Origin of the sequence: Alishewanella sp. SMS8, assembly GCF_030737935.1 — a bacterium.
Taxonomy (GTDB): Bacteria; Pseudomonadota; Gammaproteobacteria; order Enterobacterales; family Alteromonadaceae; genus Alishewanella; species Alishewanella maricola.
In genome coordinates, this window is the sequence record NZ_JAPJEA010000003.1 from 327 (window position 1) to 15,231 (window position 14,905).

Consider the following 14,905-nt stretch of genomic DNA (forward strand, 5'->3'; position numbering starts at 1 on the left):
TAAATCAGCCAGCTAATGCTGGTTTTTTTGTGCCTGCAAATAAGTGAGCGGTAGTTCAGTCGGTTGCTGTTATAAAAATCTAGCCGGCCTGTCACGCCGGGGGGCGCGGGTTCGAGTCCCGTCCGCTCCGCCATTTTCATGTAAATCAGCCAGCTAATGCTGGTTTTTTTGTGCCTGCAAATAAGTGAGCGGTAGTTCAGTCGGTTGCTGTTATAAAAGCAAGCTTCGGGGTCATATACCAAGACCCCTAACGTTTTCGCCGTGGGCGAGATACTTTCTTTTGTTTCGCCAAAAGAAAGTATCCAAAGAAAATGCGACCCCACTTCCGCTCGAAAGCCCGACTGCTCATGCGTTGTCCAAGGCGAAAACGTAACTCGCGCGGCACTACCGTCGCCGCACTCAAACACCCGTTTTCTTAAAACCTTGGCCAACGATGATCAGTCGGCTCGCTCTAAGGGGACTAAAATCCAGAGTAAGCTTTGGGGCAGATATTAAGACTCTATTGATCAGTTAATAGCGAAGTAAACGTTGGCTTAAGACGTCTTTTTCAGGGATGAAAAAGAGGAGCGTACACGGATTTATTTACAGCGTGCTCCAGTCGAAGCTTTACGGAGCGTTTAACCTTTTCGCCGTGGGCGAGATACTTTCTTTTGCGTCGCCAAAAGAAAGTATCCAAAGAAAATGCGACCCCACTTCCGCTCGAAAGCCCGGCTACTCATGCGTTGTCCAAGGCAAAAACGTAACTCGCGCTATGCTTCGTCGCCGCACTCAAACACCCGTTTTCTTAAAACCTTGGCCAACGATGATCAGTCGGCTCGCTCTAAGGGGACTAAAATCCAGAGCAAGCTCCAAGCTTCGGGGGCAGATACCAAGACTCTGTTGATGAGTTAATAGCGAAGTAAGCTTTGGCAGGATACGTCTTTTTCAGGGATGAAAAAGAGGAGCGTGCACAGCTGTGTTGAAATTGAGCCTTGTCGCAATGACAGTGCGGTGTTCGGTTTTGCAGGGGGGTTATGTAGAATGTTGCCAGATAACCGGCTCTTGCGCGTTATGGGCGGCTTGGAGAAGCTCTAACAGTGGAAAGGCGCGAGTTGATGCGCTAGGTAAGGGTTCTTCTTGAAGTTCAGCGGGTAATTCAGCTAATTCATGCTGCATGTCATCTTGCTGTTGTTGGACTTCATCAGCAAGGCGGCTACGTTGTTGCAACAGCGCGATGGCTGTTGCCACGTCTTCAGCAGGGATAATACCGGTAGATTTCTTAATAGTCTGCGCTGAGTCGGCCATATAGGTTTGCGTGTTACAGTTCATCATTTGCAACATCTGTTCACCGGACTGTTGTAAATAAGATAGCGCACTCCAACTGGGGGTTGTGAAAGTAATCATGTTTAAATCCTCTATTTTAATCTGTGGAGTGGTCGTGCTATCGGCCAGTGCTGACTGTATTGTGATTAACGCAAGATGGAGCGCATAGGGTAAGATTTGCATTTAAGTATGGTTCAGATAAGCATAGATAGCGAATTAACGCGGTGTAACGTATTGTTATCAGCGAATACCTATCCGTCGTAAGTGACGCACGAGCTGAACTGAACGGCTGATTTGCTATTTAGCTATCACAAACGACTAGGTTTGTTTTTTCTCCTGCTGGGACAATTTGTGACTGGCTTTTTGTTGATACATGGCTACGTCTGCTTGGTTTAGCAATGACTCAAGATCCTGTGCGTCGCTGGGGAAAAAGGCGGTGCCGAGGCTTAGCTCAAATGCAACTGACTGACCATTGGCGAAAAAAGTCGCGCGTTTAAAGCTGGTCATAATTTTTTGCAGGATAGACTGAATATCGTGCTGCTTGCTAATGCGTGGCATAATCACTAAAAATTCATCGCCTGATAAGCGGCAAGCAACATCAGAACTGCGTAAATTAATTTGGAGTAGCCTGGCAACTTCTTGTAAAAACTGATCGCCAATCGCATGCCCAAAGCGATCATTGATCAGTTTGAATTTATCTAAGTCTAAGCTAATGATACAAAATTCAGCTCGGGAGTTAATGAGCGTCTCTAACCATTTCATCGCGAAACGCCTGTTGGGTAATAAGGTTAAAGGATCTTGCAGTGAGTTAATTCGTGCTAAATGGTAACTATAAAATAAGCTAATAAAAACCAGCAGTAATAACAAACTAAAACCGTACCCAATCACACGAATATATGACGACGCTAATGCAGGGCCGTTGTAAGATGTTCCGGGTAATTCGGCAATCGCTATCAACCAGCTGCCGTTGATCAACCGGATCGTTTCGCTGCTAAAAGCCTCTGCAAACACGCTTTCATCACCGAAAAACACCTCGCCATTCGCACCTAAACCATCTTTACCACGGATTGCCAGTCGAGATTGTGCAGCAAGTTCATTCACACCGGCTAACTTGAACAGTTTGTCTAGTTCGATGACCGCGCTACAGGTCCCCCAATACCGCTGATTGAACGGTGGATCGGTGAAGATAGGCATCCGCGCAATAATGGCTTGGTTGCCTTGGATTAATGTTAGCGGCCCGGCAATAAAAACCTCTTGTCGCTGCTTAGCTAATTCGACAGTGTGTAATTGTTCAGGTGACTGGCGGTAATCAAAGCCTATAACACTTTCATTACCTGTTAAGGGATAGACAAAACGGATCACGTTATCGGGAGCTAAAGCGATATTGCGTAAACTACTGGACTTTAAATATAAGGCTTCAGCCATACGCGTCAATTGTTCGTTATCAGATTGCGGATTAACCGAAATCAGCGTGGCTAAACTATCGGCTAAAAAAATATTGGAATTTAATTCAGACTCAATATTGGCTCGAACCGAGGATAACTGCTGACTCAGGCGTTCATGCTGATGAATTTGCATCAGTTCTGCGTAATTACGATGATAATACTCGACTAGCATTACCACACTGGCCATAAACGCGGCTAATGCGAAAAATAATAGCGATTTTTTATGACCATTCGCCTTGCCAAACACTTGTTTCATATAGGCAATTTTAAGATATCAAACAGCGACATACAAATCCTAGCTAGCGGCGTGATCAATAGCTGGCCTTACGCGCAAAACGCCCGAGTTGTTGCTCTGTCGTGGCAGTACCCTCTAACAAATTTTTAGCGGCATCGTCAATTGAAGCCATTTGTTGATAAGCTTGATTGGTGATCTGCTGGATCGCACTTAAATGTTCATGGGTTTGTTGATATTTTTCTTCAAGGTTAGATACGCTGCTGGTGATGGTTTTCATACCACCCTGAGCCGTTAGCAACTCTTGCTGTAATAAAGCAAATTCTTGATTCGTTTCATTAATTTGATTTTGAGCATCTTTTGCTTGTTGATTTAAGCTAGTGGATTCTTCTTTTGTTTCTTTTACCAAGCGCTCCATATCATTCAAAAAACCTGAAATTTGCTTCGTTGCTTCATTCACTTTGGCTGCCAGTGTTCGCACTTCGTCGGCAACAACGGCAAAACCACGACCGGCATCGCCCGCTCGAGCTGCTTCGATGGCGGCGTTTAAAGCCAGTAAATTGGTTTGATCCGAGAACCCTTCAACCATAACTAAAATCTGTCGGACATTTTCTGAGTTTTTTTGTAAACCGTTAATAGTGGCAGCAAAAGAGTCAAGCAATCGAGCAATCGCCGCAAGTTGTTGATTAAGTTGCTGCATCTGTGTGCTGGCAACTTGAGCTTTACTTACTGCAAGTTGTGTTATCTCGCCCATTTGATCGCTGCTTTGGACGATGTTCGTTAAATAGTTGATAACTTGTTCACTTTCTCGGCGAATTAAAGTATTACGTTGCTCAGTTTCTTGTAAGTTTTTGCGAGTACTTTTTACTGCGATAGATACCTGCTCATTGATCTGATGCGTATTGCGCGCTTGTTGATGCACATTGCCAAGTACGTCACTAAGTTGGCTAACGAATTGGTTAAATTCGTCAGATAATGTTCGGAACTCATCAAAGGTGAAGGCGGGTAAACGTTGGCTAAGATCAGCCCCAGAGCGATTACTGTCGTGTAAATTTTTGACTAAAGCCTGCACCGGGCGAACAATTAAATGCCACATATAGAAGATAGTAAAACTATAAGCAGCGCTGCCAACAACGAGCAACAACCACCAAAGTTGTTTGTTATCAGTGGTAGGGTAAGCAAGATACATCGCCAGCGCAAAGAACAGGGTAATAAACAGTACATTACCCACTATCTTTCGGGTTAAGGTAAAAAAGAATCGCTGCTCGATCAGATGGTAAAGTGTCATAACCCGCTCCAGTAAAGATGCTGGTTTAGCCCAGCATGGGTATTTTTAACAGTGCAGAACGTGCAAGGCAAAGGCGGTAGGTTTGCACTGTTATCAATATAAAACAATAAACTAGTTTATGGTATGTGCCAATCTTTAAGCATACCACTGACCTTATCTCTTACCCCTGCTAGTCAGATAACCGGAAGTATCAGTCTTTTGCCCTACTGTACCTTTGTGAATGCTGCAGCATACCAATCATGCATAGCATTTAAGCGGTAATATCATGCTAAGGAATTAAGGCTTTAGCAAAAAACGCGCTTAAGACCATTGCGCCGTAAAACGTTGTGCAATTTGCATAGCTAATGATTTAGGGTATGAAATATTATTTAATAATAAGGAAGTTTACTCTTTTCATGTTGTGTCGCGGGGTATTTATTTACAGGTTTTTTGCGCTAGATCTTAACCATGAGCAAAAAAATCGTGGTTAAGATCGGCGTTAAAGAGGAGATAGATTTAGTTAAATTTAATTTTTCGAGTGAGCCACCATCCGAACACCATGCTGAGCACAAAACCGATGGTACCGGTGCTACCTGAGGTTAGAGCGGCAATAGCAGGGCCAGGGCAATAACCTAATAAGCCCCAACCGACACCGAAAATTAAAGCCCCTAACAATAATTGGCGATCTACTTTGGTGCTCTTTGGAAGATAAAAAGCCTTTTCTAGAAAAGGGGCTGCTCGTTTTTGGCTAAAGTAAAAACCAGTAGAATAAACCACTAAAGCCGCGCCCATGACTAACGCTAAGCTTGGGTCCCAGTTATCAAGTACATTCAGAAAACCAATTACTTTTGCGGGATCGATCATCATTGAAATAGTGATACCCGCAGATAACAATAAGCCGGATAAAAATGCCACTAATGCTTTCATATTTTCTCCTGCTTAAAATAAGCTTGCAACCAGCACGCCTGCTGCCATAAAGACTAAGGTAGCACTAATCGAGCGTGGAGATAGTCTACCGATACCACAAACACCATGACCTGAGGTACAGCCGCTGCCCCAGCCTGTGCCTAAACCCACCAATAAACCGGCAATTAAGGTTTTAGTGTTTAAGTCAGGCGTAGTAAAGGTGAGATCTTGCATAAAAAAGCTTACCAGTAGTGGTGCAACTAAAAGGCCAGCCACAAACGCAAATCGCCAGCCTCGTCCATCACGTTCAAAAATAAGCTGGCTGGCTATGCCAGAGATTCCTGCAATACGTCCTAACATGGTCATCATTAGCAATGCACCAAAGCCAATTAAACTGCCGCCAATTAGCGCAGATATCGGGGTGAAATTCTCCATTACGACTCCTTATTGCGTGACGGGTAAGCCTGCTTCTTGCCAGGCTGCCATGCCACCCGCGACCGAATAGACATCAGTAAAGCCCATGTTCTGTAACGATTCCGCGGCTAAAGCCGAGCGAGCACCTGAACGGCAAATCAAATACAACGGCTCCTGTGCTAATTGCGCTAAGGCTAACTCTGCGGCACAACCTGACGCCGCGACGGCGGGGTGGTTAGCCAATTGCATTTCTAATACACCGCGTGGGTAGTTAACGACACTGCTGATGTGTGCTTGAGCAAATTCGGCAGGCTCACGTACATCAATAATACGCGTTGATGGCTGTTTTTCTAGCTGCGCCGCGAGTTGCTGAATATCGACTTCTTTGATACGTTCTTTTGCTTCGGCCACTAATTGTTGTGCTGTTTTCATTATAAATCCTCCAAAAAACAGTTTATAAAACAGATTGATAAATCACGACACCCGCCATGATCGCCAAGAATACGGCAAAGCCCTTTTGTAAGATCGCTTTCGGTAATCTGCGATTGAGCCAACCGCCAACATAACTTCCCAAAATACCGGCCACAACCATGATAGTGATGGCGTGCCAATCAAATACCAAGCCTTGTGCATGAAACACACTGTAGTATTTTGCAAAACCGACAAACGATTTTAACGCAATGATCATTAAGCTGGTTGCTACGCCGATATGAAGGGGTAACCCGGCCAATAATACTAATGCGGGAACGATTAAGAAGCCCCCTCCAACCCCCACAAAACCAGTAATAGCACCGACAACTAAGCCATCGGCAATGACTTTAATATGATGAAACGTTTTGGGTTGATCAATCATCGTGACTTTGCTGCGCCACATCATTATTGCCGCAACCACCATTAAGGACGCGAAGACTAATAACTGCCAGCGGCTATCTACTAAGGTGCCTAGCCAAGCGCCACCATAAGTTCCTAACATTCCGGGTACACCAAACCATAAAACATGGCGCCAACTGATTAAACGGCGAAACATATTGTGGATTGAACCAAACAAGCTGATCAGCGCTACTATTAATAACGAAGACGCGATGGCCAATGATGCGGGCATGCCAACCAAATACAACAACACCGGTACGGTCAGGATCGAACCACCTGACCCGAATAACCCCAAGCTAAGCCCGATGATTAAAGCACCTATTAATACCAACATGGCCACTCCTATATTCTTTTATGGAATATGCATATAACGGAATTGCATTCTATGGGCTTTTTCGTTAAGCTGCAATCAAAATTTAGCATTAACTAAAGTAAGGGCTGAAAAAATGAGTAACCTAGATAATCTGCATATTGAAATGTTCTTTGATAATGATAGCGCAACTTGCAGTTATGTGGTTGTTGATAAAGCAACGGCTAAAGCGGCAGTGATTGATCCAGTACTTGATTACGATGCCGCCGCAGGGCAGGTTAGCACAGAGGCCGCAGATAAGATTTTAGCGTACTTAGCTGAGCAAGGCTGGCAATTACAGTGGATTTTAGAAACCCACGCTCATGCTGATCATCTTTCTGCCGCGCATTACCTAAAGCAAAAGACAGCAGCACCAATTGCGATTGGTGAGGGGATCCGGAAGGTTCAGCAAACGTTTAAAATGGTTTTCAATATCGCTGATGCAGAATTAATTGGCACGGGTGATTATTTTGATAAATTATTTGCGGATGGTGAAACGTTTAACATCGGCTCGGTTACCGCGACGGTGATTAATACACCTGGTCATACTAACGACAGTGTCAGTTATTTAATTGCTGGCAATGTGTTTGTAGGTGATTCACTGTTTATGCCTGATGGCGGTACGGCACGTTGCGATTTTCCGGGTGGTGATGCCCATATCTTGTTCCGTTCTATCCAGCGTTTATATCAGTTGCCAGCAGAAACGGTTGTTTATGTTTGTCATGATTATCAACCGAATGGTCGTGAATTACGTTTTAAAACGACGGTGGCCGAACAAAAACAGCAAAATATTCATGTGAAAGCTGACACCGTTGAAGCAGATTTTGTGCAAAAACGTGAAACACGTGATAAAACCTTAGCTGTACCGCGACTGATTTATCCTTCGGTACAAGTGAATATTCGCGCTGGGCAACTGCCTCAAGCAGAAAGTAATGGTATGAGTTACGTTAAAATACCTTTAAAACAAGTATAACAACCACGTGATGATGCGAGCTTAGAGTATTTTACACCCTAAGCTCGCCAAGCGATAATAAAACAGCAGCCCGCAATCAGTCGAAACTGCTGTTGTAGGTGCTATTTGAGCAAAGCCGTAAATTGACTGACTAATTGGTCTAAATCTAATAGCTGCTTTTCACCTGTGCGGCGATTTTTGTATTCAGCCTGACGGTTATCGAGGTTACGCTCGCCAATCACAATGCTGTGAGGCACACCAATCAATTCCATATCTGCGAACATCACACCCGGGCGCTCTTTACGATCATCAAAGAGTACGTCAATACCCGCAGCTTTAAGTTGTTGATACAACAGCTCAGTGGCTTCAGCTACACGCACTGACTTGTGCATATTCATTGGAATCAACACCACTTGGAAGGGCGCTATTGCGTCAGGCCAAATAATACCGTATTCGTCGTGGTTCTGTTCAATCGCGGCGGCAACAATGCGTGACACACCCACACCATAACAGCCCATGGTCATAATTTGGTGTTTACCTTCTTCATTCAATACACCGGCTTTAAGCGCTTGAGAGTATTTATCACCCAATTGGAAGATATGACCGACTTCAATACCACGCTTAATCACTAAGTGACCAAAACCACAAGGGCTGGGGTCGCCTTCAACGATATTACGAAGGTCGGCAACCTGGTAATCAGTGATATCGCGATCCCAATTGACGCCGGTTAAATGGTAACCGTCTTTATTGGCACCAACAATAAAATCAGCAAGGTGTGCGGCGCTGCGGTCAACAATCACCGGGATGGTTAAACCCACAGGACCGACTGAGCCAGGTGCTGCGTTTACCAGTTGACGAATTTGCTGTTCGTTAGCAAATTGCAGTGGTACGGCAACTTGCGGTAATTTCTCCGCTTTAACTTCGTTAAGCTCATGGTCGCCGCGAACCACTAATGCAACTAGGGATGCTGGTGCATCATCTTTGGCAACGCCAACAACGAATAAGGTTTTCGCAATTTGCTGTTCGCTGATGTTTAATAATTCTGCTACAGCAGCAACAGTACCGACATTTGGCGTGGCAACTTCTTGCATGCTTTGCGTTGCTGCTGGGCGTTCGCCCGCCGGCGCTATTGCTTCGGCCATTTCGATATTCGCGGCATAATCGCTGGTATCAGAGAAGGCAATGGCATCTTCGCCGGAAGAGGCTAGCACATGAAACTCGTGCGAAACACTACCGCCAATCGCGCCGGTGTCGGCAAGCACAGGCCGATAATCTAAGCCAAGACGATTAAAGATATTGCAGTAAGCGCGATACATGGCATCGTAGGTTTGTTGTAATGAGTCTTGGCTTAAATGAAATGAATACGCATCTTTCATTAAAAACTCACGCGCGCGCATCACACCAAAACGAGGCCGACGCTCATCGCGGAATTTGTTTTGAATTTGATATAAGCTCAGTGGCAGCTGTTTATAGCTGGTGATTTCGCGACGTACCAGATCAGTAATCACTTCTTCATGTGTAGGGCCTAATACGAAATCGCGCAGATGACGGTCTTGAAAACGCAATAACTCGGCGTCCATTTTCTCCCAGCGCCCCGATTCCTGCCACAGTTCAGCCGGTTGTACCATGGGCATCAGTACTTCAATGGCACCGGCGTTGTTCATTTCTTCACGAACAATTTGCTCTACCTTACGCAACACTCTGACACCAGTAGGTAAATAAGTGTATAAACCAGAAGATAAACGGCGGATCATACCAGCGCGAAGCATTAATTTGTGACTAATAACTTCGGCATCTGCTGGCGTTTCTTTCATCGTAGATAATAAATACTGACTGGTGCGCATGAGGCTCTCTGTAAAAAAGACTTAAAACATTACCATCATTCTAACAACGGATCTACTCGGGCAGAAGTTTAATCTGATGTTTAATGAGCTTATTTGTGACTTCTTGCTCTAAAAGCATGCCGCCAAGGCTGTATAAACCATCAGGTAACTCGATTAGACCTCTTAAATCCATTATCGCCGTTGTATTTTCAGCGGCTAACCAGCGTTGTTGTTTTGGAGAATATAACCAAACAGCAGCACTGGGGGTGGCAACGAGATTTTGATAATCACGACCATTCAGTTGATATGGCACATTACTACCGCCGATAAACACGGCCATTTCTTCGCCGTTGACGTTAACGGTGGCTGCGGCTAAACGGTAGCGAGCATGGCCAGTGGGGTGGGGAATGCTTTGCCAGGCGATGCTATTGGCATTGTTACCCAGCTTTCCAGCCCAACATTCAGCCACCGGTTGTTGCTGTGGGCTGCTGTGATGATAATCCAAGGTTACGCCATCACAGACAATTAATTGATCTGCGGCAACAGCCGCTGCTAAACCAAAGGCGGGTTTACCCGGAAATGGTGTTGCTTGCGACCAGCGCTGGGTGAAATTATCAAATAACTGCACCACATTAACGGCACCGTATTCACTAAAACCACTGATGAGATAAATGTAACGATTTTGATAAGCCACGGCGGCCGCATGATCGACCGGTACTGGCATATCATTTAAACGCGTATAGCGACGGGTGATGGGATCGAGCCGGTAGCTATCAGCTGCTGTCGTGGTTTTACCATCGCTTTGTACAAAAGCGCCGCCCAGAATGAAAAAATTATTGTTTAAGGCCACGGCACTGGCCCCACTGCGGCCTTGAAGCCGTTGTTGATTGGGTAAGATAGGTAGGGTTGTCCAGTTATATTCGCCAAGCGTATGTAACCACACTTTATCATGGATCTGTGCGCTGGTTTTTGCTGGGCCTATGCCGCTTGCAGAAAGCAGATAGGTTTTCCCTCGAACTGTGGTGGCTGCTACGGCATTATTACTGACAGGCTCAGGCAGCTCGGGCAGGGCGAAGCAAATAAAACTGGTGGCCAATAAGCTAAGGTAGCTGCATGATTTCAGTAACATGGTTGTGTTCTCCGTCGACGGTCCATTTAATATTAAATTCGTATAGGGTCATGCCATAATGTTGAATGTCAGCCCGTTGTTTTTTATAGGGTGGCCGTGGATCCTGTTTTAAAACCTTTTCAATAAAAGTGCGTAAATGCGGATAGTGCTTTTGTTGCTGGCAAAATTGTTCAGCATTTTCAGACATTGATACGGTCATCATGGTCTCTGGTGCGGCATCGGCAAAGCCACCATTTGCATCAGGTAGCGCATCAGAATAGGGCAGATAAGGTTTAATGTCCAAAATCGGCGTGCCATCTAATAAATCTAAGCCGCTGATCAAAATCTGTAATTTACCGTTTTTTCGAGTAACCCCATCTAGTTTTACGACCGATAAGCCAATTGGATTAGGTCGAAAGGTGGCGCGTGTGGCAAATACGCCTTTTCGGGTGTTGCCACCTAACCGAGGGGGACGGACTAACGGCGACCAACCCTTGTCTGCCGTTTCATGAAAAACAAAAACTAACCATAGGTGACTAAAGGCTTCGATACCTCGCACGATCCCTTCATCGGCATAGTCAGCTTCTAATTCAATACTGCCACAGGCTTCTGCGATTAAACCTGGTTGTCTTGGTATGGCAAACTTTTGTTTATAGGGTGATTTAATATAGCCGATGCTATTAAATTGATACTGAGCCATCTTCAGAAATATCTTGGTTAATAAGCAGAAAAACAATCAGCTATTATGCAAGCCCCCCGTTAAAACAACAAGTAAACTTGCCCTTTACTATCGGATGTCTAAATGGCTTTGACGCTAGACGTTTAAGTTGTCACAATACGTAGGTCTTTTTATTATTGAATTAGTGTCATTATGGAACAGCGTATTTTATTAACTGAGTGTCCCGATTCAAAAGGGCTGATCGCGCAGATCACCAATATTTGTTACAAGCACCAACTGAATATTATTCGTAATACTGAATTTGTTGATCCGGTAACCGGTCAATTTTTTATGCGTACCGAATTAGACGGCATTTTTAACGAGCACACCTTATTACAAGATTTGGATCGGGCTTTACCGCTAGGCAGTAGCCGCAGTTTGTTGTGCCGGCAGGCGAAAAAAGTCGTCGTGTTGGTCACAAAAGAAGCGCATTGTCTGGGTGATATTTTGATGAAAGTATATGATGGCTCGCTATCATTAAATATCGCGGCGGTTGTTGGTAATCATCCTGAATTAGCCGCATTGGCGCAGCGTTTTGATTTACCGTATCATTTTATTAGCCATCAAGGGCTGAGCCGAGCTGAGCATGAAGCCGCGTTGTTACAGGTGATCACACCTTATCAGCCTGACTATCTTATTCTCGCCAAGTTTATGCGGATTTTAACACCCCGCTTTGTCGCGCAGTATCCGAATCGTATCGTGAATATCCATCATAGTTTTTTACCGGCTTTTATTGGCGCTAAGCCCTATCAACAAGCCTTTGAGCGTGGAGTGAAAATCATCGGAGCAACCGCGCATTTTGTGAATGAGCAACTCGACGAAGGGCCAATTATTCAGCAAAAAGTAGCTGCGGTAGATCACAGCTACAGCGCTTTTGATATGGAAAAAGCCGGCCGTGATGTGGAAAAGGCGGCATTAAGTGAGGCGCTACAATTTATTACAGAGGATAGGGTGTTTGTGCACGGTAATAAAACCGTGATTTTATAGGGCGCATGTCTGCGCCCCCACGGTGTTTAGTCTGCTAAACTGGGATCGTCATGTAAATCGAGCGCATAGATCTCATCAATTTGATCAATACTTGAGTGACTGACTCGTAAGTCTTTCACTCGACCGTTACGCAAACTATATACCCAACCATGCACGGTTAAAGCCTGATCGCGCTCCCATGCCTCTTGCACAAAGGTGGTGTGACACAGGTTACGCACCTGCTCCATCACATTAAGCTCAATCAGTCGATTGACACGTTGGTCTTCGTCCTCGATTAAATCTAGTTCGTTACGATGCATGGCATAGACATCTTTAACATTACGCAGCCAGTTATCGACGAAGCCAACACGCTGTTTCATCATGGCTGCCCGCACGCCGCCACACCCGTAATGGCCCACTACTAAAATATGTTTTACTTTTAATACTTCGATAGCGTATTGCAACACAGAAAGGCAATTCATATCCGAATGCACCACTAAGTTGGCAACATTGCGGTGTACAAACAATTCACCTGGCATCAAACCGACAATTTCATTCGCCGGTACACGACTATCCGAGCAACCAATCCACAAATATTCAGGGGCTTGTTGCTCTGATAATTGTTTAAAAAAGCCAGGTTGCTCGCGTTCAATCCGATCCGCCCATTGTCGATTGTTGATAAATAACTCTTTGAAATTTGACATTAAACAATCCAACTGAAGGCGTGATGCGCCACAATAACGATTTTTTTGCTGCTGACAAGCCCGACCAGCCGGCAATACGAGTGAGAACATGGTGATCCTACCTAACTGTTAGGGGCGTTGTCACGGAAATTAAAAAGGTTATTTATACGTTAAAGTAACAAAATGATAAGACTAACAGTTAAAACTTTTTTACTATTACATTATCTAGCTAGTTTTAATTATTTAAGATGACTTTTATTAACGCTAGCTGAATAATTATTTGGATTAATTTATTCAATACGCAAGAAATACTTTAATTATTTTACTTTATTCGATATTCTAGAGCTGTAATATTACTTGGGAGTATTAAAATGTCGTTATTACTTGATAAGCGTGAATTAAAGAAAGCCGCAAAAGAATTAACGCTGGCTAAATTAAATGATGTGCTAGACACATTAAATTCAGTATTGGTTGAACGCCAATCTGAAATTGACGCCATCAGTGAAATTGAACGTTTTGCCCGCGAAAAAGGATTTACGTTGGAACAGCTTGGCTATAAGCAAGTACAAGATGTGATGCCAGAAGAGAGCGTCAGTGTAGCCAAAGAATCAAAACGTCCGGTTAAACCAAAGTTTAAAACGTTAAACAAAGCCAGCCAGTATTTCTATGTTGAAGATGGCCAATTACAATTACTGCGTACTCACACCATGAAAAAAGGGTTACAAGCACGGGGTATTGAAGTTGTGCCGGTGAATAAAGTCGATAAAAAGTTCGCTAAAGATATTGAACGTTTATTAGATGAAGCGACAGAGCAAGCTACCGCCAACTTTAATAGCAAAGTGGTCGTTTGGAATGCTTGGGCTGCTGAAAACGGTGCTGAGATATTAGAGCCACGTTAATACGGCAACGATAAGACATAAAATAACCGGCATTGCCGGTTTTTTTATGTCTGTTTATTTAATCTGTGCATCTAACGATTGGCCATTAATACCGATACTATCGTCAGACATTAAATACAGATACAACCACATTAAATCTTCTGGTGTTTTTAACGTTGCCGCATCTTCACCCGGGTATGCACGCGCTCGCATACTGGTTCGGGTAGCACCAGGGTTAATACAATTACAACGTACGGTAGTGTCTTCATACTCGCTGGCAATAATTTGCATTAAACCTTCGGTAGCAAACTTTGATACCGCGTATGGCCCCCAAAACGCTCGACCTTGCCGACCCACGCCAGAAGAGGTAAACACGATAGACCCTTGCTGACTTAACTTTAAAACAGGCAGTAACGCCTGTGTCATCAACATGGCGCCTGTAACATTGACTTGCATAATGTCTTGCCAGCTGGCTAAGTTAATATGCTCAAAAGGCGACAACACGCCTAAAATTCCTGCATTGTGTAATACGCCATCGAGTTTACCGAACTCTGCTTTAATGGTAGCGGCCATGTCGTGATAATTTTTTGCGGTCGCGCCTTTTAAATCTAACGGGATGATGGCTGGTTCAGGATATCCCGCATTCACAATTTCATCGTATACGGCGGTTAGTTTATGGGTGGTTTTACCTAATAAAATAACTGTCGCCCCAAAACGGGCGTAGGTTAAAGCGGCAGTTTTGCCAATGCCATCACCGGCGCCAGTAACTAAAATAACTTTATTAAGCAGTGCGCCAGCGGGCGCAGAGTAGTGTTTTGGTGCTTGCATTAACGGAGCCCCTGACTGAAAAAAACGGCAACAGGATACTTGGAAAAACCCGCTTTTGCACTCTTCTTGATGAAACTTCAGTTTATCTGTCTTTTTGCTCTAGCGATTTGCTAAAGTTTGAGTTAACTTTAACTGGTCGTAGCTGTTCGTTAGGGCAGTCACTC

General features: G+C 44.4%; 16 protein-coding genes. 3 read left to right on the forward strand and 13 right to left on the reverse strand.

The annotated features are described in order from the left end of the window. The 8 genes from ORJ01_RS10340 to ORJ01_RS10375 form a co-directional block, all read right to left on the reverse strand. On the reverse strand, positions 1 to 431 hold a 431-nt coding region (locus ORJ01_RS10340), incomplete at its 3' end, for a hypothetical protein (RefSeq protein WP_306177966.1). Positions 432 to 1,011: 580 nt separating this feature from the next. Continuing rightward, positions 1,012 to 1,383: a DUF1840 family protein gene (locus ORJ01_RS10345; protein WP_306177967.1), complete on the reverse strand. Its 372-nt coding sequence runs from the start codon at positions 1,381 to 1,383 to the stop codon at positions 1,012 to 1,014. Between the two features lie 237 nt (positions 1,384 to 1,620). Beyond that, complete coding sequence (locus ORJ01_RS10350; RefSeq protein ID WP_306177968.1) at positions 1,621 to 3,003, reverse strand: diguanylate cyclase domain-containing protein; 1,383 nt, start codon at positions 3,001 to 3,003, stop codon at positions 1,621 to 1,623. A 55-nt stretch (positions 3,004 to 3,058) separates the two neighbouring features. Beyond that, a complete protein-coding gene (locus ORJ01_RS10355; RefSeq protein ID WP_306177969.1) occupies positions 3,059 to 4,267 on the reverse strand; it encodes a methyl-accepting chemotaxis protein in 1,209 nt (402 codons plus the stop codon). A gap of 495 nt (positions 4,268 to 4,762) precedes the next feature. Beyond that, positions 4,763 to 5,173 carry a DUF6691 family protein gene (locus ORJ01_RS10360; protein WP_226752047.1) on the reverse strand — a complete coding sequence of 137 codons (411 nt, stop codon included), beginning with the start codon at positions 5,171 to 5,173 and terminating at the stop codon, positions 4,763 to 4,765. A 12-nt stretch (positions 5,174 to 5,185) separates the two neighbouring features. Next, a complete protein-coding gene (locus ORJ01_RS10365) occupies positions 5,186 to 5,587 on the reverse strand; it encodes a YeeE/YedE family protein (RefSeq protein ID WP_226752048.1) in 402 nt (133 codons plus the stop codon). 9 nt (positions 5,588 to 5,596) lie between these two features. Continuing rightward, positions 5,597 to 5,998: a rhodanese-like domain-containing protein gene (locus ORJ01_RS10370; protein ID WP_226752049.1), complete on the reverse strand. Its 402-nt coding sequence runs from the start codon at positions 5,996 to 5,998 to the stop codon at positions 5,597 to 5,599. A 22-nt stretch (positions 5,999 to 6,020) separates the two neighbouring features. Next, positions 6,021 to 6,770, reverse strand: coding sequence for a sulfite exporter TauE/SafE family protein (locus tag ORJ01_RS10375; RefSeq protein ID WP_226752050.1), 750 nt, complete (start codon positions 6,768 to 6,770; stop codon positions 6,021 to 6,023). A gap of 112 nt (positions 6,771 to 6,882) precedes the next feature. Here ORJ01_RS10375 and ORJ01_RS10380 point away from each other — a divergent pair, with 112 nt between their 5' ends. Continuing rightward, positions 6,883 to 7,758, forward strand: coding sequence for an MBL fold metallo-hydrolase (locus ORJ01_RS10380; RefSeq protein ID WP_306177970.1), 876 nt, complete (start codon positions 6,883 to 6,885; stop codon positions 7,756 to 7,758). Positions 7,759 to 7,859: 101 nt separating this feature from the next. Here ORJ01_RS10380 and ORJ01_RS10385 read toward each other — a convergent pair whose 3' ends face one another. The 3 genes from ORJ01_RS10385 to tsaA are packed head-to-tail and all read right to left on the reverse strand — an operon-like array spanning position 7,860 to position 11,368. Continuing rightward, positions 7,860 to 9,581: a proline--tRNA ligase gene (locus tag ORJ01_RS10385; RefSeq protein ID WP_306177971.1), complete on the reverse strand. Its 1,722-nt coding sequence runs from the start codon at positions 9,579 to 9,581 to the stop codon at positions 7,860 to 7,862. A 52-nt stretch (positions 9,582 to 9,633) separates the two neighbouring features. After that, the gene (locus ORJ01_RS10390; RefSeq protein WP_306177972.1) at positions 9,634 to 10,689 is read right to left on the reverse strand and encodes a galactose oxidase; all 1,056 of its coding nucleotides are present in this window, start codon (positions 10,687 to 10,689) and stop codon (positions 9,634 to 9,636) included. Next, on the reverse strand, positions 10,661 to 11,368 hold the full coding sequence (tsaA, locus tag ORJ01_RS10395; RefSeq protein WP_306177973.1) for a tRNA (N6-threonylcarbamoyladenosine(37)-N6)-methyltransferase TrmO: 708 nt from the start codon (positions 11,366 to 11,368) through the stop codon (positions 10,661 to 10,663). The genes ORJ01_RS10390 and tsaA overlap by 29 nt, the downstream gene beginning before the upstream one ends. A 171-nt stretch (positions 11,369 to 11,539) precedes the next feature. Here tsaA and purU point away from each other — a divergent pair, with 171 nt between their 5' ends. Next, entirely contained in the window at positions 11,540 to 12,373 is an 834-nt protein-coding gene (gene purU, locus ORJ01_RS10400) for a formyltetrahydrofolate deformylase (RefSeq protein ID WP_306177974.1), read from the forward strand. A gap of 26 nt (positions 12,374 to 12,399) precedes the next feature. Here purU and can read toward each other — a convergent pair whose 3' ends face one another. Then, entirely contained in the window at positions 12,400 to 13,056 is a 657-nt protein-coding gene (gene can, locus ORJ01_RS10405; protein WP_226752056.1) for a carbonate dehydratase, read from the reverse strand. A gap of 350 nt (positions 13,057 to 13,406) precedes the next feature. On the opposite strand from can, the gene ORJ01_RS10410 reads away from it, so the two are divergent. Beyond that, on the forward strand, positions 13,407 to 13,934 hold the full coding sequence (locus ORJ01_RS10410; protein ID WP_226752057.1) for an H-NS histone family protein: 528 nt from the start codon (positions 13,407 to 13,409) through the stop codon (positions 13,932 to 13,934). A gap of 54 nt (positions 13,935 to 13,988) precedes the next feature. Here ORJ01_RS10410 and ORJ01_RS10415 read toward each other — a convergent pair whose 3' ends face one another. Continuing rightward, positions 13,989 to 14,741 (reverse strand): YciK family oxidoreductase, encoded by a 753-nt coding sequence (locus tag ORJ01_RS10415; RefSeq protein ID WP_226752058.1) that lies wholly within the window; start codon positions 14,739 to 14,741, stop codon positions 13,989 to 13,991. Between the last annotated feature and the right edge of the window lie 164 nt (positions 14,742 to 14,905).

Bases quoted from the DNA above. Each gene is read 5' to 3' on its own strand.
- ORJ01_RS10345 (WP_306177967.1), bottom strand. From the start codon at position 1,383: ATGATTACTTTCACAACCCCCAGTTGGAGTGCGCTATCTTATTTACAA.
- ORJ01_RS10350 (WP_306177968.1), bottom strand. From the start codon at position 3,003: ATGAAACAAGTGTTTGGCAAGGCGAATGGTCATAAAAAATCGCTATTA.
- ORJ01_RS10355 (WP_306177969.1), bottom strand. From the start codon at position 4,267: ATGACACTTTACCATCTGATCGAGCAGCGATTCTTTTTTACCTTAACC.
- ORJ01_RS10360 (WP_226752047.1), bottom strand. From the start codon at position 5,173: ATGAAAGCATTAGTGGCATTTTTATCCGGCTTATTGTTATCTGCGGGT.
- ORJ01_RS10365 (WP_226752048.1), bottom strand. From the start codon at position 5,587: ATGGAGAATTTCACCCCGATATCTGCGCTAATTGGCGGCAGTTTAATT.
- ORJ01_RS10370 (WP_226752049.1), bottom strand. From the start codon at position 5,998: ATGAAAACAGCACAACAATTAGTGGCCGAAGCAAAAGAACGTATCAAA.
- ORJ01_RS10375 (WP_226752050.1), bottom strand. From the start codon at position 6,770: ATGTTGGTATTAATAGGTGCTTTAATCATCGGGCTTAGCTTGGGGTTA.
- ORJ01_RS10380 (WP_306177970.1), top strand. From the start codon at position 6,883: ATGAGTAACCTAGATAATCTGCATATTGAAATGTTCTTTGATAATGAT.
- ORJ01_RS10385 (WP_306177971.1), bottom strand. From the start codon at position 9,581: ATGCGCACCAGTCAGTATTTATTATCTACGATGAAAGAAACGCCAGCA.
- ORJ01_RS10390 (WP_306177972.1), bottom strand. From the start codon at position 10,689: ATGTTACTGAAATCATGCAGCTACCTTAGCTTATTGGCCACCAGTTTT.
- tsaA (WP_306177973.1), bottom strand. From the start codon at position 11,368: ATGGCTCAGTATCAATTTAATAGCATCGGCTATATTAAATCACCCTAT.
- purU (WP_306177974.1), top strand. From the start codon at position 11,540: ATGGAACAGCGTATTTTATTAACTGAGTGTCCCGATTCAAAAGGGCTG.
- can (WP_226752056.1), bottom strand. From the start codon at position 13,056: ATGTCAAATTTCAAAGAGTTATTTATCAACAATCGACAATGGGCGGAT.
- ORJ01_RS10410 (WP_226752057.1), top strand. From the start codon at position 13,407: ATGTCGTTATTACTTGATAAGCGTGAATTAAAGAAAGCCGCAAAAGAA.
- ORJ01_RS10415 (WP_226752058.1), bottom strand. From the start codon at position 14,741: ATGCAAGCACCAAAACACTACTCTGCGCCCGCTGGCGCACTGCTTAAT.